General features: G+C 52.6%; 15 protein-coding genes and 1 pseudogene. 9 read left to right on the plus strand and 7 right to left on the minus strand.

The features are described from left to right. Window positions 1–181: 181 nt before the first annotated feature. Window positions 182–1612, plus strand: a pseudogene (locus tag ACWAU4_RS15650) (PfaD family polyunsaturated fatty acid/polyketide biosynthesis protein); the annotation flags it as partial. A 299-nt stretch (window positions 1613–1911) separates the two neighbouring features. After that, window positions 1912–2376 (plus strand): GNAT family N-acetyltransferase, encoded by a 465-nt coding sequence (locus ACWAU4_RS15655; protein ID WP_054744371.1) that lies wholly within the window; start codon window positions 1912–1914, stop codon window positions 2374–2376. Between the two features lie 418 nt (window positions 2377–2794). On the opposite strand, the gene ACWAU4_RS15660 is transcribed toward ACWAU4_RS15655, so the two are convergent. Beyond that, on the minus strand, window positions 2795–3241 hold the full coding sequence (locus ACWAU4_RS15660; protein WP_037466951.1) for a GNAT family N-acetyltransferase: 447 nt from the start codon (window positions 3239–3241) through the stop codon (window positions 2795–2797). A gap of 305 nt (window positions 3242–3546) precedes the next feature. On the opposite strand from ACWAU4_RS15660, the gene ACWAU4_RS15665 reads away from it, so the two are divergent. After that, window positions 3547–3954: a hypothetical protein gene (locus tag ACWAU4_RS15665; RefSeq protein WP_054744361.1), complete on the plus strand. Its 408-nt coding sequence runs from the start codon at window positions 3547–3549 to the stop codon at window positions 3952–3954. On the opposite strand, the gene ACWAU4_RS15670 is transcribed toward ACWAU4_RS15665, so the two are convergent. Further along, window positions 3948–4670, minus strand: a complete 723-nt coding sequence (locus ACWAU4_RS15670; RefSeq protein WP_208134734.1) for a helix-turn-helix domain-containing protein — start codon at window positions 4668–4670, stop codon at window positions 3948–3950. The two genes, ACWAU4_RS15665 and ACWAU4_RS15670, sit on opposite strands and share 7 nt — an antisense overlap. Window positions 4671–4900: 230 nt before the next feature. Here ACWAU4_RS15670 and ACWAU4_RS15675 point away from each other — a divergent pair, with 230 nt between their 5' ends. Then, window positions 4901–8020: an NAD(P)-binding protein gene (locus tag ACWAU4_RS15675; RefSeq protein ID WP_208164080.1), complete on the plus strand. Its 3120-nt coding sequence runs from the start codon at window positions 4901–4903 to the stop codon at window positions 8018–8020. A gap of 93 nt (window positions 8021–8113) precedes the next feature. Here the strand turns inward: ACWAU4_RS15675 and ACWAU4_RS15680 are convergent, their stop codons facing one another. Then, window positions 8114–9781 (minus strand): GGDEF domain-containing protein, encoded by a 1668-nt coding sequence (locus tag ACWAU4_RS15680; RefSeq protein ID WP_454290576.1) that lies wholly within the window; start codon window positions 9779–9781, stop codon window positions 8114–8116. 228 nt (window positions 9782–10009) lie between these two features. Next, complete coding sequence (locus ACWAU4_RS15685) at window positions 10010–10525, minus strand: GNAT family N-acetyltransferase (RefSeq protein WP_096142621.1); 516 nt, start codon at window positions 10523–10525, stop codon at window positions 10010–10012. Between the two features lie 234 nt (window positions 10526–10759). Here ACWAU4_RS15685 and ACWAU4_RS15690 point away from each other — a divergent pair, with 234 nt between their 5' ends. Continuing rightward, window positions 10760–11743, plus strand: a complete 984-nt coding sequence (locus tag ACWAU4_RS15690) for a DUF4382 domain-containing protein (protein WP_144218318.1) — start codon at window positions 10760–10762, stop codon at window positions 11741–11743. A gap of 110 nt (window positions 11744–11853) precedes the next feature. Here the strand turns inward: ACWAU4_RS15690 and ACWAU4_RS15695 are convergent, their stop codons facing one another. After that, window positions 11854–13224, minus strand: coding sequence for a magnesium transporter (locus ACWAU4_RS15695; protein ID WP_028779822.1), 1371 nt, complete (start codon window positions 13222–13224; stop codon window positions 11854–11856). Between the two features lie 118 nt (window positions 13225–13342). Between ACWAU4_RS15695 and ACWAU4_RS15700 the strand changes: the two genes are divergently transcribed. After that, complete coding sequence (locus tag ACWAU4_RS15700; RefSeq protein ID WP_028779821.1) at window positions 13343–13834, plus strand: glutathione peroxidase; 492 nt, start codon at window positions 13343–13345, stop codon at window positions 13832–13834. Window positions 13835–15294: 1460 nt separating this feature from the next. Here ACWAU4_RS15700 and ubiT read toward each other — a convergent pair. Beyond that, window positions 15295–15813, minus strand: a complete 519-nt coding sequence (gene ubiT, locus ACWAU4_RS15705; RefSeq protein ID WP_025011922.1) for a ubiquinone anaerobic biosynthesis accessory factor UbiT — start codon at window positions 15811–15813, stop codon at window positions 15295–15297. A gap of 140 nt (window positions 15814–15953) precedes the next feature. Here ubiT and ubiU point away from each other — a divergent pair, with 140 nt between their 5' ends. After that, entirely contained in the window at window positions 15954–16955 is a 1002-nt protein-coding gene (gene ubiU / locus ACWAU4_RS15710) for a ubiquinone anaerobic biosynthesis protein UbiU (protein ID WP_044734919.1), read from the plus strand. Between the two features lie 10 nt (window positions 16956–16965). Beyond that, window positions 16966–17826: a U32 family peptidase gene (locus tag ACWAU4_RS15715; RefSeq protein ID WP_044734920.1), complete on the plus strand. Its 861-nt coding sequence runs from the start codon at window positions 16966–16968 to the stop codon at window positions 17824–17826. A gap of 44 nt (window positions 17827–17870) precedes the next feature. Here ACWAU4_RS15715 and ACWAU4_RS15720 read toward each other — a convergent pair whose 3' ends face one another. Further along, the gene (locus ACWAU4_RS15720; RefSeq protein ID WP_054744358.1) at window positions 17871–18578 is read right to left on the minus strand and encodes a DUF998 domain-containing protein; all 708 of its coding nucleotides are present in this window, start codon (window positions 18576–18578) and stop codon (window positions 17871–17873) included. A 516-nt stretch (window positions 18579–19094) separates the two neighbouring features. On the opposite strand from ACWAU4_RS15720, the gene ACWAU4_RS15725 reads away from it, so the two are divergent. Then, window positions 19095–20639, plus strand: coding sequence for a methyl-accepting chemotaxis protein (locus tag ACWAU4_RS15725; RefSeq protein WP_208124965.1), 1545 nt, complete (start codon window positions 19095–19097; stop codon window positions 20637–20639). The last annotated feature ends 88 nt before the right edge of the window (window positions 20640–20727 follow it).

Below are 20727 nucleotides of genomic sequence, written 5' to 3' on the forward strand. Positions count from 1 at the left end.
GACAAGCTTCAATTGGCCATGGGCCCTGAACCCAAATAGTGATGATGTCTTTGCGGCCACGGATAACTGTGCCGGCAACGCAATCAAGGCGCTGGATAAGCCGCTGTTTGTCGCCAGACAAACCAAGGGGGAAATCCTGTTTGCCAATCAGGCGCAGTTTGCCGAGGCGAGTGCAAGCGGCAATACACTGCCGGTTTGCGCCATGGTGCCGCCACTCAGCGCAGCAGCGCTCGGCGATCCGGCCTTTGCCGCCTGCCACAAAGTCAAGTACGCCTATTATGCCGGCGCCATGGCCAACGGTATCGCCTCCGAAGAGCTGGTGATTGCCCTCGGCAAGGCCGGCATACTCTGCTCATTCGGCGCCGCCGGTCTGGTGCCCGCCCGAGTGGAAGCCGCCATCGGCCGAATTCAGGCGGCGCTGCCAAGCGGCCCCTACGCCTTTAACCTGATCCACAGCCCCAGCGAACCGGCACTCGAACAAGGTGCGGTCGAGCTCTACCTCAAACACCGGGTGCGTACGGTCGAAGCCTCGGCCTTCCTGGCGCTGACCCCTCACATAGTAAGATATCGGGTGGCCGGACTGAGCCGGGACAGTGACGGCAACACCCTAATCGCCAACAAGGTGATAGCCAAGGTGAGCCGCACCGAAGTTGCCGCCCACTTTATGGCGCCGCCGCCGGAGAAAATCCTCCAGCAACTGCTGAGTCAGGGATGGATCACTGAACTGCAGGCCGAACTTGCCAGGCAGGTGCCCATGGCCGACGACATTACCGCCGAGGCCGACTCCGGCGGCCATACCGACAATCGTCCTCTGGTTACCCTGCTGCCCACCATTATCGCCTTGCGGGATCAAATGCAGGAAAAATACGCCTACCAAGAACCTATCCGGGTTGGAGCGGGTGGCGGCATAGGCACGCCGGATGCGGCTTTGGCGGCCTTCAATATGGGCGCCGCCTTTATCGTTACCGGCTCTATCAATCAGGCCTGTATCGAAGCCGGCGCCAGCGAGCACAGCCGTAAGCTATTGGCGACCGTGGAAATGGCCGATGTCACCATGGCGCCGGCCGCGGATATGTTTGAGATGGGCGTCAAGCTGCAAGTGGTAAAACGCGGCACCCTCTTCCCCATGCGAGCCAATAAGCTTTACGAAATCTACAGCCGCTACGACTCGATAGAGGCCATTCCGGCCGATGAGCGCCAAAAGCTGGAAACTCAGGTATTTCGCGCCAATCTGGATGAAATCTGGCAAGGCACGGTTGCCCACTTTATGGCGCGGGATCCCGAACAAATTCGCCGCGCCGAGGGCAATCCAAAGCGCAAGATGGCGCTCATTTTCCGCTGGTATCTGGGGCTATCGAGCCGCTGGTCCAACACAGGGGAAAGCGGTCGGGAGATGGATTACCAGATCTGGGCCGGGCCGGCACTGGGCGCCTTCAACGCCTGGGCCAAGGATAGCTACCTGGATGATTACCGTCAGCGCCGCGCCGTGGACTTGGCACTGCAACTACTCGTAGGTGCTGCCTATCAAAACCGGGTCAACCAGTTGCGAAGCCAAGGCATAGCCCTGCCATCCAGCCTGGGCCATTATCGGCCGCTGAAATCGCTGGACTGAGCAGGCTCCCTGCTCATCAAAAAAGGCCTTAAAGGCTCTTTACCATGCACCGCAAACGGGCACTCTGCCTGTTTGCGGTGCAACTCAAATGACACCACTCAATTTTGGGCCTGTAGCCAGTTTGTCATATAGGCCCACCCGCACTGCGTCCAACTTCAATTCCACGTCTAAAATGGCGATCTTTACAAGGATGGCATAAGCATTGCCACGTTCGCTGCTTGGTCAATAGCGCCAAGCCACTAATATAGCGAGCCATAGCAACGAGCAAAACCATGAATATCATGCCCAAAGAAGATTCAATGCAGATCAGAGCCGATGATTTAAGCCATCCTGGGGTTTTGCAACTGCTTGCAGAGCACCTGCAAGAGATGCAGGCGACATCACCTCCCGAGAGCGTGCATGCCCTCGACCTCAGCGGCCTGAAACAAACGGATATCCACTTCTTCACCCTTTGGGTAACAGAAATACCCGCCGCCTGTGGTGCCATCAAACTTCTTGGTAACGCCGAGGCCGAGCTTAAATCCATGCGCACAGCTGCAAGTTTCCGCCACCGAGGGTACGCCAGAGCCATGCTCAGACACCTGCTGCATCATGCCGCAGGCCTGGGTGTCCAAAGGCTTTACCTGGAAACTGGCACTATGGCCTACTTCGCCCCGGCCCGAGCCTTGTACGCGAGTGAAGGCTTTAGCTTCTGCGCCCCCTTCGCCGACTATCAACAAGACCCAAATAGCTGTTTTATGAGCCTAAAGCTGGCAGCGCTGTAGGTCATGCATGGATGCATTTGTATAGCGGCTATGCAACTCTAGGCCTTAAATCGCTATCCTACTTGGCCCGGGTTTCCGTCGAAACGGCAATCCATCACCTTCTTTGTGAATAGCTGAGCTGCCTTTTGGGAAGGTGCAAATAAGTCCTCGTGGCACTCTGGCTTGCACAGCAATTGGCGTTCAAGGCATCTGACTGAAGGCATGCCGGGGCCTGTCAAAGTCGGATAACGCAGAGAGCTGGTTGCTGTGAAAGCCCCAAAGGGCGTGGCTTACAGACCTATCTGCTGTGTTGTGCTTCTTACAAAGGACTAAGGCCATTTGCGGCGAACCACGCCTTGCATCCAGGCCTGTAAGCCGACGCAGAGCACACATGGGACTTGTTCGCACCTTCCTTAGCACAGACGAAAGTCCACAGTAGTTAGCCGCAAGGTTGATGACTCTGGGGGATAAGCTGCAGATGCAGCTCGCCATCTTCGGTAAGCCCCAAGGATTGCCAGCCGAGATGGCGATAGAAGCCTTCGGCGCGGGTACCCGGCTCGGTACTGAGTTGCAGCTTGCTACAGCCACCGGCGTGGAGCCAGTCAACAGCTTGCTGTAACAGGGCCTTACCTATGCCCTTTCCTTCCGCCTCTTGAGCGATAAAAAGCGCCCAAATTCTGGCATCATCACGATCGGCACAGGTAAAGCCAAGCAGTTGGGTGTCAGTCTCGGCAACCCAGCTTCGCCGCCGGCCGCTCAGGTAACCGAGATAACAGGCATGAGTGATCCGCCCGGGATCCTGCAGGCGATTTTCGCTCACATTCAACCTCAGTGACATCATGGCGGGGATATCGCTTAACCTGGCGGTGCGTATGTTTATGCTCATGCTCGCGCTTGCAGCTAAAAAGACTCTCTTCATAGTGCTCAAATTAGCGCCAACTTAAGGTGACTGTCCAGTTGCCGAGCTCCAGTTGCCGAGAGTCAGGTTGCCTTGAAACGATTAAGGCACTGGCATTGTCATCCTCACCAAGCACCATATTCCTTGGACATCGCCAGCACATTATGGCGTGAAAACCACACAAGTTGGCGCCAATACCAAAGCAGCACCCAGCCTGATGCGGCACCATGGTGTTGCTTAACAGAAAAGCTTAACCGGGACATCCCCCGGGATAGACCAATAAGGAGCCGAAAATGAAGCTGGATCCCAAAGAGAAATTGTTAGCCGGCAGAGTGCAACAGATATTGGGCCGAGTGCTGACCCGCGCCGATTGGCAACTGGCATTAACGCAGGACTTTCATCCGGAGTATCGTCAGTGGGTGGATGGTAAGGAGCTGGATTACCGGGCCTTTTGTGCTCATATTCACTGGCTAAGAAGCCAGGTAAAAATTAGCGAGATCGGCTTTGAGCAGCTTATTTGTCAGCAGCAAAAGGTGTTTTCCTGTCATAGAGTGGCGGGAGAGAAAGCCGATGGCAGCCGATTCAGCATCAGAGTATTGGCCCTGTTTCAATTCGAGGCCGAACGTATTATCCGCACCGACGAGATGAGTTGTGTGTTAATCGGCGATGATAGCGCCAAGCGACTGGCGCAGAGCTACTGAGGATATGACTGGCGCCGGAAGAAATTGTGATAAGCCGCCGAAAACGCACTGAGATTCTGATAGCCAAGCTCCAAAGCCACCTGTGTCATCGGCTGCCCTTGCCGCAGTCGGTGCTGGGCTTCGAGCATAAGGCTACGACGGCGCCAGTCCTTAAAGCTCACCCCCAGGCACACACGGAACAAGCGATTCAGCGTCCGCTCGGAAGCGCCGCAGTGCTTGGAAAAATCCTCTAGACGCAGCTTAAGATTGGGTGAACGCTGCATGGTTTCGATAACTGGCAATAGCCTGGGGTCCAGACTCTGGTAAAGCGGCTCGAGCCGGCCTTGAGGCTGAAGCTGACACAGATTATCCTGCAGCACTTCAAGATAGGCGGCCTCCTTGTCTTCAGTGACAGTTTCCAGTCTTTGCAGCAGCGCCGACCACAGTGGACTGACGCTCATGGGCGCAGGTCCTTGATGCAATCCATGAGACTGCCAATGCTGCGGCAATACCTCGGGACGAAAATAGAATAAACTGCAGCGTGTATGTTTCAGCAATCTATGAGCATGCTCGCACCCGGGTGGCAGGTACAGGAGTTGACCGCTGAGCAGCAAGGACTCGGCTTGGCCACTCTCCAGCAAAACCGCGCCATGATGCAGATAGATAAGCTGACCGATATCGTGGCTATGGCACCCTGTGGCGTCGCTTTCACTATAGTGTCTCAATAAATGCCGCATCGCTTTCCCTTATCTCCTTGCCTTGACACAATCTTCCGGCTCATGCCCGGAACGCAAGCATAGCGGCGACGCCCCCTTTCGCTCAAGCGGGCTTGGTTTAAGATTCCCCAACAAAGAGCAAACCACAGGCAACAGGACTGCAATTGTAAGATGCCTAAATATACGCTAGGTTTATTCAGTTAATTCAGCCAGATAAATCTGGCAAACGTCAGTACACAAGGATGGTCGCCATGAACGAACAACGCCCCGACTTTATCTACCCTCCCGGCTCAGTGCTTATGCACTCTCCTCTGGTGTTAACCCAGGCCGATATGTACGGCTTTTTCCTCAAGGGCAAGCTTGCCAATTTACAACAGAGTGTTGACCAAACCCTGAACCGGGTCGCCAACAACAAGATGTATTTCAAGGTGTTGTCCCCTTATGTACTGACAACTTTCACTCAAATCGCCAAGGCTTATTCCAGTGTCGAGGTGGATCGCAACAAGGGTTGGATCCAGGAAACCGATATCATCACCTGGGTGATGGTGGGTAAACAGGCCGGTCCGGATTCCGGCGAAATCAGCGAAATTCTGTTTCAGCCGCTGCATATCTGGGTCAATGATGCCATGGCATTGATCAATGGCCGCGAGTTGTTTGGTTATCCCAAATACGCCTGCGAATACCGGATGCCTGGCGTAGATGAGCCGCTGACAGAACTATCGTTGTCGGCCAAGAGTTTTCAAAAATTTTCCCCGGATGCCGAACTGGCAATGGCACCACTGCTCCAGGTTAAGTGCAGGCCGCAGCAGGAGAATGCCCTCTCTCCACTGGAAGCCATAGGCCAAACCTGGGACTTTATTCAGGCCCAAACCGACTTTATTCCCGATCTGGATGCTCTTGGAGCCGAGCAGGTATTCGAACTGCTGTTCAAACCGGCGGTGGAGCAAGTTTTCCTGAAGCAGTTCCCCGACACTTCCGGCACCAAGGCGGTATATCAGGCGCTGCTGCAGGCGCCGGCCAGAGTCAACAAGGTGCATCATCTGTCGCTGCTGGATAACTCCCTGGTGGCCACCATCTTTGCCAACGACAGCTTCCCGCTGACCGACACCCTGGGGGTACAGCTCGGCGAGCAGCAGGTGTTGCTGCCCTACCATGTGAACTTTGACTTTGAGGTACCGCCTGGCGAAGTGTTGGTGGACAACTCTGTGGTCAAAAAAGAGAAAATTGCCATTCTCGGTGGAGGCGTTGCCGCCATTACCGCTGCCATGTGCCTGACCGAACAACCTGGCTGGCAAAACCGGTACCAAATAGATATCTATCAACAGGGCTGGCGCATTGGTGGCAAGGGAGCCTCCGGGCGCAATGCCGCTATGGGGGATCGTATCGAAGAGCATGGGCTGCATATTTGGTTTGGTTTCTACCAAAATGCCGCCGCTCTGATGCGCAAAGCCTATGAAGAACTGGGGCGAGCGGATGACGCGCCGCTGGCCAGCTTTGTCGAAGCCTTCAAGCCCCATAACTTCATTGTGCTGCAGGAGCAGATAGAGGGGCGCAGCCTGAGCTGGCCCATAGAGTTCCCGCCCATGCCGGGTATCCCCGGCGACAGTACAGAAACCCTGACGCTGTGGAAATTGGTCAAGGCGGCCTTCTACTGGATCCGTCAATGGTTAAAACAGATGGATGAAGTCGATGAGGCCGTGGCCAAGGATAGCCCCAGAGACTGGTTCTCCCGCGACTGGTTTGAACGCCTGAACGATCGCATCGAAGAGGCGCTGGATGATGCCAAAGATAGCCTGGAAACCCTGGGGGACAAGCTGGAGTGCCGCTTCAACCAGCTGATAGGCCAGGAGTGTGACGATCACCACCACGACACTGTCGAGGACGATGGCCTAATCGAGAGTGCCGTCGATATACTGCATCGGCGTCTCAACCGCCGCTTTGGCGATCACTTGAGTGGCAATGACGAGCTCAGGCGCCTCTACATAGGTGCCGACCTCGGTCTGACCATACTCAAGGGGATGTTTGTCGATGGGGTATTCAAGGGCGGATTCGATGTTATCAACGGCTATGACTACCGCGAATGGCTGCGTCGCCATGGCGCCAGCGAGCGCTACACTGTCGATTCAGCACCGGTCAGGGGCTTCTACGATCTGGTGTTTGCCTACGAGCAGGGCGATTTCTCCCGCCCCAATGTGGAAGCCGGCACCATAATCCGCTCCATGCTGCGAATTGCCCTCTGCTACCAAGGGGGCGTGATGTGGAAAATGCAGGCCGGCATGGGCGACACAGTATTCACCCCCTACTATGAAGTGTTGAAACGCCGAGGAGTGAATTTTCACTTCTTCCATCAGGTACAACAGCTGCATTGTCAAGGGCAATCCGTCAGCAGCATAGAGATAATGGAGCAGGCCAGCCTCAAACCCGGACTCAGCGAGTATCAGCCGCTGGTGGATGTCAAAGGACTCGGCTGCTGGCCAAGCGAGCCTCTGCTATCACAACTGGATGAAACTCAAGCCAGATTAATTGCCGAAAACCGGGTCAACCTGGAACACTTCTGGAGTGATTGGCCGCAGCTGTACCAGCAAGAAACCGGCCACGTTCTGCCGGTGAAACAGCTGCGTAAGGGGATTGATTTTGACAAGGTGATCTTCGGTCTATCCATAGGAGCCGTTCCTCATGTGGCTAAAGAGGTGATGACCCAAAGTCCGGCGCTATCTCAAGCTGTGGCCAAGGTGCAAACCGTGGCGACCCAGGCCTATCAGTTGTGGCTCAACACAGATCTCAACGGCCTTGGCTGGCAACTTTTTCCGGCTTCCGGCGAAGAGCCTGTGCTATCGGCCTTCAGCGAGCCCTATGACACCTGGGCCAGTATGGATCAATTGATTGACAAAGAAAGCTGGCCGATAGGCCGCGTCAAAAATGCCAGTTACTTCTGCTCGGCGCTGCCGGTTGCCGAATATCCACCCAGAGAGCAGAGTGACTTTAACCAGCAAATGAATGCCGTGGCCAAGTCCGGGGCTCTGGGGCAACTCGAGCATCAAATAGGCAATCTCTGGCCGGAAGCCAAAAATGGCTTTGTCTGGGAATGGCTGCACGACCCGGAGGAACGTCAAGGACAACAGCGCTTTGACAGCCAATACTGGCGTGCCAATGTCGACCCGTCCGAGCGGTATGTGTTGTCGGTGAAAGATAGCTCGCGTTTTCGCATCCCCACAGACGGTACTGGGCTGGATAACCTCTATGTCACCGGCGATTGGATAAAAACAGGGCTGAATGTGGGCTGCGTCGAAGCCGCAACCATGGCGGGTATGCACACCTCCAAGGCCATCAGTGGCTATCCGCGCCATATCAAGGGTGAGGAAGACTTCTGATAGGCATCCAGGCGAGATTTAGCCTGTTCGACTCAGCTTTGGACTTGCTCCTGACTTAGCCCAGGAATTAGTCCCGAAATTAGCCCCGTGAGTTCAGCGGGGCAGGCCTTCGGCTGCAGCCAGTTGTCTGGCGTGCAGCTCACGGCGACGCAGACTCTTGCACTGATACAAGTCTTTGTCGGCGGCGCGGACCCAATCCTGGATCTTTTCTTTATCTGTACTGGTGGCAGAGCCATGATTGACACAGAGCTCGGCAAAACCTTCACTGGCAATACGCTGCTCCAGCCTCGGCAGTAAGTTCTGCAGTTGCTGCGCCTCGGCTTCCGGCAACAGCAAAGCAAAGTCATCGCCACCGATACGAAAAGGCTTTAACTTGGCCACAGACCAGCTCTTTAGCTCTTCGGCTATCGCCAGCAGCAATCTGTCCCCTTCCCCATGCCCCAGGGTGTCATTGACCCGTTTCAGCCCTTCAATATCCAGCAATACCAACATATATCCCGGCTTGGGCATGCCACTACTCAGGCAAGTATCCGCCAGACTCTCATCATAGGCCAAGCGGTTGGCAAGACCTGTGAGGCTATCACTGCGGGCTCGCTCCCAGGCAATACCCAACTTGCGGATATACTCCTGGCGCTCTTCCGACAAGAGTTTGAGCTTGCTTGCCAACGCCAAGGACAGCAGCAGAGCATCGGCAGTGCCGCCCAGCAGAGTCGCCAGCTCGGCATACTCAAAGAAGTCTGGGGTGATACCCATGTTACCGGGCAATATGATGATTGCCGGCAATAGCAAACAGCTGAAAGCCATGATGAAATAGCGTGCTGGCGAGAAGCCTTTCATCAGACAGACATTACCGCAAACTATCGCCAGTCCAATCCAGAGCATGATAAGCACGGAAGCAATAATCGCCGTGTAAGACAAGAACCAGATACTGGTAGGCAGAGCCAGCACACAGGCCCACAGCAAGATACGACTGAGGCGCCAAAGCTTGGGCGAATAAAGAGAAAGCTGCAAAAAATTATTATAGAACAATATGTTCAATATTGGCAGGCTGATGAAGAACAGGTGGTGCAGCTCGAGTTGACGGAACTGAAACAGGTGCACCGGCAAGTGGAAGGTCAAGGCCCAGCCGCAGAAGTATGCCAGCACATAAAGACCGTACCAAAAAAACGCCTTGTCACGGGTGGTAAAGAAGATGAACAGGTTATAGCAGGCGATAAAAATCAAGCCCCCGAGGCATAGCACCACGGCGGTGGCATGCCTGTCGGCACTGAGTTTGTGTTCCCTTTCCGGTGCCAGACGGATCTCGGGTGCCGATGAGTAGTAACGGCTCTCGACCTTGACCACCAACCAATAATCTATCCCCGGCTTGATGGTGAACCGCCTGCCGTAATCAAACAGATACTGATAGTCGGCATCATAGCCAGAGTGGGCTTGTTGCATGCTGCCATCCTGCCCAAGCAGCAGAAGGTCGATGGATTCTATGATGGAGTTGCGTACGTCTATGACCCAAGTCTGTTCACGACTGGCCACCCGCAAAGGGTTCACCATCCAGTAACTGCCACCACTCAAACTCAGGCTGGTTTCCTGTTGCGCTCGGATCCAGGCAGGTACCCCCTCGAATGAGGTCGGAGCCAGCTGTTGTGGCTCAGCCTTAAGAATGTAGCTGTTGTCGAGCACCTGAGCGGCCCAGGCACCAACACTGAATTGGAACAGAACAAACGCAAGCAGTAGCCTGAAAAGGTAACCTGGGTGTTTATCCATATTGAAGGGCGAACGTTTGTCTGTCGGCAAATCGATTTCCGTCCAAGACCATGGCCGTATCCTTATCCCTGAGCACAAAAACGCCCAAGGCACTGAATCTATTTTTATTGTTGGTGATTTAACTCTATTTCGGCTAATGGCATTTTGCAATCTGGCTCACGGCATTCGTGACAAAATTCTGTCAAGAAACGCAAGTTTGCCACGAGCTGATGACAAAAAAGTGTAAATTCAGTCGATTCTGACCCTATCCCCTACCAACTTGAGCATTTCTGTAGTGACATCCACTTGGTCATCCAACACTAAAAAGTACCAACCCACGGTATTGCCTGTGCCCCTGATACTCAGATAATTACCCCAAAACTGCACTCCGGACTTGAGCAAGTTGTCACGACTGGCACGATTCTCTTCTCTAACTGTAGCAAACAATAGCCGAATCCCCATTTCCCGGGCGATTTGGATCCGCTTTCGCGTCAAGGCCGCCGCAATCCCCCGTCTTCTGTACTCAGGATGTACCATTAAATACCCAAGCTCGGCGATATCTCCTCGTCCGGCCTTAATCACAGCGCAGCCCACCAGCTCCCCGGCCCCGTTTTGCGCCACTATCACAGCACGGGAGGCCATAAAGGCCTGATGATCCAAGGGGTGAGCATTATCATCGCGGCTGTCCACCAAAGCGCAAGCGGCAGCAATCAGATCTGGACTTTGGGCCAGAGAAACCGTGATTTCCTGGGCAGGATTAGGCATAGATACTCCTTTGGTGACTATACTTGGCGGATATGTGAGCTATTGAAGGGGACATCCCCCATAAAACTTAACCTCGGCTTAACCAGATTAACGTATGGCTACAGGTAAAAGCCGCAATTGGTTAGTATGTTAGCCCCATTGAGGGAGTTTGTGGCAGACAACAAACATAATTCTCTGAGTAACCCCCGGTAATCGGGTAGCAGTCACGCTCCGGGAACAACAAGAGGAACCAAGATGAAAAATCGTATCTCGACTATTGCACTGCTTTGCGGCTCAGGCCTATTACTGGCGGCCTGTGGTGGTAGTGACAATGACACCCCGCCGACACCTACGCCTGATACCGCCAAAGTCAGCTTTGCCGTGTCTGATGCCCCGGTCGACAGCGCCGAAAAAGTGGTAGTGGCATTTGACAAAATTGAGCTGGTAAGGGCGGGACAGGATAACATCATCCTCGAGGTCTCCGGCGCCAATGGCGAGGACTACCGCCAACTGGATCTGCTGGAATATCAAGGCAGCGACAGCGCCCTCATCCTCAGCGATGCCGAGTTGGAAGTAGGCACTTATTCAGAACTCATCCTGCATGTATTGGATGAATCGGTCGGTTCAGATCTCAGCTATGTGATCGACGAAACCGGTCAAGTGCCACTCAAACAACCCAGTAATAAACTGCGTTTGGGCAGCTTTGAGGTCGGCAGCGCCGGCGTTCAGCGTTTTACCATAGAGTTTGACTTGCGCCGTAGTCTGGTGGAGAACCAAAATGGCCAGCGTTACAACCTCAAGCCTCATGGCGTGACTATAGTCGACAACGCGACTGTGGCTTCATTGTCCGGCCAAGTGGATATCAACCTGTTCAACGCAGGTGAATGTGCTGCCGATAGCGGTAACTTTGTCTACCTCTATCCCGGCCACGATCTGGACCCTGCACTGCTGACCGACAACCTAGATCCGGATGTCAATCAGAATGCCGTACCAGAAGATGCCGTAGTGCCTTACAACTCGGTCGAAGTAGAGTATGAAGTGGGTAACTTCGGCAAATACGCCTTTGGCTTTATTCCCGCCGGGGATTATACAGTAGCCTTCAGCTGCAGCGCGGAAAATGACGATCCAGAGCAATATGATAGTCTTATCATTCCCAACCCTGCCCCTCAGTTGCATCAGGTCACCCTGAGCAACCAAACCGACACTGTGCAAGATTTCAACGCAATTGTCGCCCAGTAGCTTTCAAAGCCTTTTGTGAAAGGGAGCCTGTGCTCCCTTTTCTTTTGACTGTCTTCTATTGAGCCCACTTTGCAGAAGTGGTCAATGCTGCGCCATAAAAAAGCTAACGACTATAGATACAGTAAGGTTGCCAATCCAAGGAAGGTAAAGAAGCCGACAACATCCGTGACCGTGGTCAGGATCACCGAGCCGGAAAGCGCAGCATCCTGATTGAATTTCTGTAATATCATGGGTACTGCCACCCCGGCCAAGGCCGCAACCAGCATATTGACCAAAATTGCCACGGCTATCGTCATACCAATCAGGTTATCGTCAAACCAGAGCCCGGCCACCAAACCTATGAGTATGGCCCAGAGAATGCCGTTGAGTGCCCCTATCCCGAGTTCGTTCTTCATCAAGGAAAACAGGTTGCCTATGGAAATCTGTCCCATCGCCATGCCGCGGATCATCAGGGTCAATGATTGCGATCCGGCAATACCCCCCATAGAAGCCACTATCGGCATCAATACCGCCAGCGCCACTACTTTTGCCAATACATCCTCGAACAAACCTATGGTGGCAGAGGCCAAAAATGCCGTCAGCAGATTGATCCCCAGCCAAATGGCGCGGCGACGCGCGCCCTTGACGATAGGCGCAAACAGGTCATCGGATTCATCCATACCGGCCGAAGCCATCAAACGCGCTTCATAGTGTTCTCGCACCAAGGCGGTTGCCGTTCGCAGCGTCAAGCGGCCGATTAAGGTGCCTTCTTCATCGACCACCGGCAGTTCAATGTCTGAGCTATGCTCTATCGCTTCGGCCGCCTCTATCAAGGATGAATCGGCCGACAATACCCGGCTGTCCGGTTCAATAAGCGAAATAAGCTGGGTTTGTGGATCCTGGCGAAAAATCTCATAGCGACTGACTGTCCCCTGGTAATGATTATCCTCATCCACCAGATAGAGATTTTCGCAGCAATCCAAGTCAATGCGGCGGAAAAAACGCTGCGCCTGTTCCACCCGGCTTTTGTTACTGAGCACCAAGGCCTGATGTTCTGTGTAACGGCCTATTTCATTTTCCGAGTATTGATCATAAAGCTCGTAGCGCTTGCGTTGCCGCTCACCCATTTGCGCCAAAGCGCGGTCGATAAAGCTGTCGGGCAGATAATCGCTCCACTCGATCATCTCTTCAGCTGACAGCTGCGCCAGCAACAGATCCACCTCTTCCACAGACATCTGCCTAAGAAGGCTCATCCTGGGTTCGGCGCGCATCAAGCTGAGCACAGCCGAGCGCTCGGCAAAGGCTATCTGATTCCAGCGCTCATAGCGTTCATCCAGCGGCAAGGACTCCAGCAATAAGGCTATAGTGCCAGGTTCGGCCTCTTCAAGGATCTCACCAAAGACCTCGGCCTGAGCCTCGCCCTCCAATAGCGTTAACTGCTGTACCACCTGCCCCACTTCTGCTTGAGGTTGAAGCTCCGGCTCGGCTGCTGTTTGTGTCACTCAACTCTCCTCTCTTTTTTCTAGGTATGCGCTTGGACCAACACTTTAAATTGCACACAAATAAATTGCTGACAATGAAACTTGTCATATATAGTAAAGACTCAACCAAGGAGCCACTATGTCTAACTCAATATACGCTATCCCACTGGAGAATATCCAAGGACAACAAACGGATCTCAGTGAATTTCAAGGCCGGGTCATGTTACTGGTCAATACCGCCAGTGCCTGTGGCTTTACTCCTCAGTATGCCGGATTGGAAAGCCTGTATCAGGAATTCAAAGACCAAGGCCTGGTTGTACTCGGCTTTCCCTGTAACCAGTTTGGTGCTCAGGAAAAGGGCAATGAGCAGGAGATCCAGTCCTTCTGCGAATTGAATTTTGGTGTCAGCTTCCCACTGTTTGCCAAGCTGGAAGTCAATGGCCCCAATGCTCATCCCTTGTTTAAACTGCTCAAGCAACAGGCCCCTGGCGTGTTGGGTTCGGAAGGGATTAAATGGAATTTCACCAAGTTTCTGGTCGATCGCCATGGCAAAGTCATCAAGCGCTATGCTCCCACAACCAAACCCGAGGCTCTGCGTGAACAGATTCTCCAGCTGTTACAGGATAAATAATCAATTGAAAAATAAACCAATTAAAAAAACATGATTATTTTTCGCCATTCAGGGGGAACCAAAACATCACTAAAGACTCCAACATATTGAGCAGTGAATTTACTTTTTCATGTTCATCATTCTCCCTAAGGGGCTTCTAGCGCGGCCCCATTGATCTTCGATAGATCATAAGGCAGTCCTTAATGGCTGCCTTTTTTTATGCCTGCCGGCTCCCCAAGAAAAATCTCTTTATGGCTGAACTTTTTCTCTCCGAATGGCTCTGAATAAGTGAAGCGATTTTAACGGTTTCATCATCATCTCCCTTTGGACTGAGATACTGGAGCTAGCGCACAAGATCTTTGTCCCCTGCATTTTTTAGGCAGTCCTTTGGACTGCCATTTTTATTACCTATTTTCATGCTGTTTGGGGACTTAACCCTCTGCCTTTAATCATGCTTGGCATGTCGCAGATAAAAAATTTATCCACCAGGGAAACTTTTTCGTCAAAGCCGACTCTGAATAACAGAACCTTTTTTCAAGTGTTTCATCATCACCTCCCTTGGATGGGAGCCCGACGCTAGCGCAGCGGGTTTTCATTCTTTGCACGACTTAGTTTTGTACGACCTAGTTTTGTACGAATTTGTATGGCAGCCCCTTGGGTTGCCATTTTTTTATCCCCGGTTTTTCATTGCAAACCAAGGTCAGCAAAAAAATTTCTCTTCCAGGGAAACTTTTTCGTCAAAGCCGACTCTGAATAACTGAACCTTTTTCAAGTGTTTCATCATCACCTCCCTTGGATGGGGGCCCGACGCTAGCGCAGCGGGTTTTCATTCTTTGCACGACTTTTTGTACGAATCAGTTTTGTACGACCTAGTTTTGTACGAATTTGTATGGCAGCCCCTTGGGTTGCCATTTTTTTATCCCCGGTTTTTCATTGCAAACCAAGGTCAGCAAAAAAAATTTCTCTTCCAGGGAACCTTTTTTGTCAAAGCCGACTCTGAATAACTGAACCTTTTCCAAGTGTTTCATCATCATCTCCCTTGGATGGGGGCCCGACGCTAGCGCAGCGGGTTTTCATTCTTTGCACGACTTAGTTTTGTACGAATCAGTTTTGTACGACCTTGTATGGCAGCCCCTTGGGTTGCCATTTTTTTTATCCTACAGCTCGACTCATTCGGATAGATAAATAGTTAATGCCAATATTGCCATTCAAGAAAATGCAAAGACTGAGTCAAAATCACTGTAAGAGCATAATGTGGCAGACTTTTTGGGGATCTACAGATAGGAGTGAAGCAAATAAAACTGAATTATTTTGCTTGGTGCGGGAACTCGCGGAAAAATCGGCAGTCAGAATTAGTGAACCGAGTGTTTCATCATTATCCTCCCTTCAAGATGGTTTCTAGCGCACCATCCAGAGTTTAGATTGAACTCTGACAGCGACCCAAATGGGTCGCTTTTTTTATGCCAGGATTTTACTGTTTGTCAGGCCCATTGAGGTGCGGTTTGTGAACTTTGCAGGAGCGTGGTCAGCATATTGGCCAGCTTATCCAACATCAGCTTCAACCCCTTTGGCATACTTTGAACATCTATGCCAAGCAGCAAGTTTTTGACCTCGAGGCCCAATTCGGTATCGCCCTCAATACTGAGTCGGCGCTGGAAAAACAGGGTGTCAGGATCCTCTTTGGCGGCGGCGACCAGCAAGAGTTCGGCGCTATTGGCGCTGAAGGTGACTTCCGGAGCCGTAAAAGGCCGCACCTTGAAACCTTGTTCGAAACTGACTTCAAATGCCAACTCCATATCCTCGACCCGAACGCCCACCCATTGCCCTTCAAGAAAGTCCAATTCACCATCCTTAACCTGTTCGCTGAGCAATACCGCCAATAGCTGCTGCAGTACGTTCGCCTTGATGGCGAAGGGAACCAAGGTCAGTGGTTTTCCAACCAACTTGGGAGCCAGAGTGAGAATATCGCGCGCCGCCTTGGCGGCTAAAGCCGTGCGCATCTTGAGTTACTCCTGATTAAAATGCCAAAACTCCGGCAGTCTAACCAAGTTTTATGATCATAAACCTGTTTTATATCAATTCTGTGAGATCCAAAGGTCGATAAACTGCGGCTTTGTTTGTAATTAGGGAGAAAGTTAACATGGAACTCCTGTGTCCGGCCGGGAACTTGGCATCACTCAAGGCTGCTCTCAACGCCGGCGCCGATGCCCTCTATCTGGGGCTGAAAGACGACACCAATGCCCGCTCATTTGCCGGACTGAACTTCACACCGACCAAACTGCAACAAGCAGCCAAAGAGGTAAAGTCACAAGGGCGCAAGCTGTATCTGACTATTAATACCTTTCCGCAACCGGGTGAAGAGAAACGTTGGTATCAGGCCGTCGATCTGGCCGCCAACACGGATATAGATGGACTGATCATGGCCGATCTGTCGCTACTGGATTATGCCCATAGCCACTACCCTCACCTGCCGCTGCATCTTTCGGTACAGGCCAGCGCCACCAATCTCGGTGCCCTGGCACTCTATAAGCGTGAATTCAACATTGAGCGCGCCGTACTCCCCAGAGTGCTATCCATCAAGCAGGTCAAAGATCTTGCCAAGGCCAGCCCGGTTGATCTGGAAGTGTTTGCCTTCGGCAGTCTGTGTATCATGGCCGAAGGGCGCTGTCAGTTGTCTTCCTATGTGACCGGGGAATCACCCAATTCAGGTGGCTCCTGCTCACCGGCAAAACATGTGCGCTGGCAGGAAAATCAGGGCTGTCGCCAGACCCGCCTCAACGAAGTCTTGATTGACAGCTCGGGGTTGAACGAGCAGATGGGCTACCCGGTTGTGTGCAAGGGACGTTATCTGACCGAAGAAGACAGCCAGCCGGGCTTTTTGCTGGAGTCCCCCACCAGCCTCAATACCCTGGACTTGCTGCCGGAACTGGCCCAGGCCGGCATAGTGTCACTTAAAATTGAAGGTCGCCAACGCAGCCCCGCCTATGTGGAACAGGTTACCCGGGTTTGGCGCCAGGCTCTGGACACCTATCAGAATGCGCCGGAGCGGTTCCAATCCAAACCCGAATGGCATGCCGCGCTGGCCAAAGTATCCGAGGGACAAACCACCACGCTGGGTGCCTACGAGCGCAGCTGGCAATAGGAAGTTTTCTATGAATATTTCTCTTGGCCCGCTGCTCTATTGCTGGCCCAAAGCACAAGTGCAGGCCTTCTACCGTGAAGTTGCAGACAGCACTATTCCACTGGTTTATCTGGGTGAAGCCGTTTGCAGCCGCCGCAGGCAGATGAAGTTTGCCGATTATCTGGCCCTGGCCCTTGAGCTCAAAGCCGCCGGCAAACAGGTTGTATTGTCGACTCTGGCCTTGATAGAGGCACAATCCGAGCTTAAAGAGCTTAAAAAGCAACTCGATAATGGTGAGTTCATAGTTGAGGCCAATGATATGGCAGCCGTTGGTATGGCGCGGGAGCAGGGACTGCCTTTTGTCTGTGGTGCCAGTATCAATAACTACAACAGAGCCAGCCTGGAAAAGCTGCATCAATGGGGCATGCAGCGCTTTGTGATGCCCATTGAGCTGTCAAAGATGTGGCTGCAAAAAGTCACCGCCCCGACGCCAAACTTTGAAATTGAAGTACTGGGTCATGGTTATTTACCATTGGCGCACTCGGCCCGTTGCTTCACCGCCCGTCATCAAGGGTTGGCAAAGGATGACTGTCAGACGGTATGCATCAAGCATCCAAAAGGCCTGGTCGCCCAGACCCAGGAGCAACAACCGCTATTGCGACTCAACGGCATACAGACTCAGTCGGCAGCCCGCTGCGATCTCAGACGGGAAATACCAGAAATGAAACGTTTGAGTGTTGACTGGTTCAGGGTGTCACCGGATGGCCATGACTCCATCGCTTTGGCGGAGTCTTTACTGCAAAATGCAGGGAGTGAAGTCGATGCTGAAACAGGCAAAGAAGCCTGTAATGGATACTGGCACGGCGCACCTGGCATGGTCTATAGACGTTAGCGTCAAGGTCTTAAGCAAGCCCGTGCTGTGGGCTTTTCCGGCCTTTAATAAGGACTTTCAACAGGCTCCTGTTCATCGGGGGCCTTTTTTGTGCACAGCAACAAACACAGGACCCAGAGCATAAAGCTGCCAAGCCCCAGCCATTCGAGGACTGCCGGCCACCAAAAGTCAGGCCGAGGTAATTGCAGCACCAACTCATGGTAAAAGGGGTTATCCCCCTCGGTAATACCAAGTTCAAGATGCGGTAGAAACAGAAACGCGCCCAGACTGACACCGCTGATAAGCGCCGGGATCAGAGTCCACAGAGTGGCGGCACCAAAGGGGCGCTGCAGCAGATAAACCAGGTAGCAGCCGACACTGATACAGCCAAAGATAAAGAACCACTTCAGCATCAGGATATGAAGGTGATAGACATTGACGGGAAACAGGCCAACACCGGCCAGGGCCATACAAGTCAGGGTCAGACTGAGATACAGGAGATGGCTGCTCAATAAGCGAGACAACTGCAGGGTGAATAACCAACAGAGCACCAGGCTCAAACTACCGAAGAACAAACCACCATTGAGCAGTACCGCCAACTTAGAATGGCCGTAACTGCCCAGCTCACTCAGGCTGTGATTGAGCAGGCTGAACTCCCGCCCATCGCCGCTCTGATAGCCCCAGACAACCAATCCCAGGCCAAGCAGCAGTCCAAAGAGTCCCAGCAAACCAAAGCTCAACGCCATTCTTGCCAGTCTCTGTCTTCTTAACATGCCAGTGTATGCCCCGGATTCATTTTCTGTTGTCTAACTTACATGCTCCAGATTTTTTTTAAAGCCCGGGCAAGGTCTTTTTGCGTTACCGATCGCTTATTTACCCGAGTTTAAACAACAAAATTCGCTTCCGGTCGAATTATTGCACTTTGATGCCTCGGCCATCCTTTGCTGTTTTGGCATACCCTCCCGCAGGAGATGACAGTAACCTTGGTTAGCAAGATCATGCCGGGTCTGAAAACTGCAGTTCCGCCCAAGAGCAAAAATACGGCGCTAGCAGATTTCACTGTGTCCAGCCGTTGGATTGCTTGTTTGCAGAGTTTTATCCCGACTAAAACACTGGCCATCGAAGTTTTCAATTAGTATACATATCAATAACCTGCAAACGCTTTACCTCTAAAAAAGTTGCAAAAAGCGCTCACTCAAATAACCACAAAAATGTTATGCTTATCACACTTAAAACGATAATAAGGCCTGAATCAATATCGGGCCACTAACTCTGAGCCGGAATTAAAGATGTCCAGAAGGAATTCCACTACCACAGACAGGGAAGTCTGTCTGCAATCCACCGACGAACTCATTTCCACCACAGATCTTCGCGGCGTTATCACTTACGTCAACCCGGCCTTTGCTGAGATATCGGGTTTTTCTGAAGCCGAGCTGTTGGGCCACAGCCACAACATGGTTCGCCATCCCGACATGCCCAAGGCGGCCTTTGCCGAAATGTGGCAATGCCTCAAGGCCGGCAGTTCCTGGCGGGGATTGGTCAAAAACCGTTGTAAGGACGGTGGTTTTTACTGGGTCGATGCTTTCGTGTCCCCCATCTTTGAACAGGGAAAAATCATTGGTTATCAATCTGTCAGGGTTAAACCCAGTCAAGGCACCATCAAACGGGCCATCAAGGTATACAGTCGCCTGAATCAGGGCAAAAGAGTCAAAGATCCGCTGACGCTGACGCAAAAACGCTTGCTTTCGGCACTGGTGGCCGGCTCTGGCTTACTGCTTAGCGGCTATATCTGGGGCTGGGGCGTGGTGTTGGCCGGAGCCATGTTGATGGCGCTCAATCTGGCTATCTTCTATGACGAAGCCTTTCGTATTCCGGCACGATTGATGGCACTCAAGCAAGAGTACGATTCTGTCAGTCGCTTCATCTATGCCGGGCACGATACGTCATCCGTGCTCGAATTTCAGTTGCAGCGTAAGACCGCCATGCTTCAGGGCGTTTTGGGCCGGACTCAGGATCAAGCGCTTAAAACCAATGATATTGCCGCTCAGTTGGTGGTGGCCACAGAGCAGGCCAGAGTCGGCATGGATCTGGAACAACAACAGATGCAGCAGATAGCCAGTGCCATCGAAGAGCTGCATGCCACTATCAGTGATGTGGCTGACAACACCCAGGCAACCTCAGGCCGTATAGATGAGGCTTATGGCCTCTGTCGTCAAAGCCGGGATGTGATGCATCAGAACAGTGAACATATTCTCCACCTGGCCGATGATGTTGCCAGGGCGGCTTCCAATGCCAAACGCCTGAACGATGAAGCACAGCAAGTTGCCAACGCCATGTCGGAAATCGACGCCATTGCCGACCAAACCAACCTGCTGGCTCTCAATGCAGCCATAGAAGCAGCCAGAGCCGGCGAACAGGGACGCGGCTTTGCGGTGGTCGCCGATGAGGTCAGAGCCTTATCCGGCCGCACCCAGCAGTCCACCAAGAGTATATCTGCCAGCATAGAGGCCATGTTCAGCATGCTGACCCAGTGGGCCAATGAGATGGAAGCCAGTAGACAACAGGCACAGGAGTGCGCCACCGAAGCATTGTCGGCTGTGGAGTCCATCAACACAGTTAATCAGGGGATGGCTGAAATACACGATCTCGCCAGACAAAACGCCGTGGCGGCAACCCAGCAAGGGCAAGTAGTGCAAGAGATAGCAGGCGGCATACAGACGATTCACGGCGCCACCAATGACAATGTCAGCGCCCTGTGTCAGGTTGAGCAAGCCGTATTGCAGTTAAAGGCCAGTGCCGACAGGTCGCTGAACCTGAGACAGACTTTCGGCTGAGACAAAGCCCAGGTTCAGCCTGAATAACAAATATTTAACCATTTCTTTTTGAAGGACTTTTCATAAGGAACTGCTTAAATAATAATTA

It is taken from the genome of Shewanella sp. FeAMO (assembly GCF_053653955.1).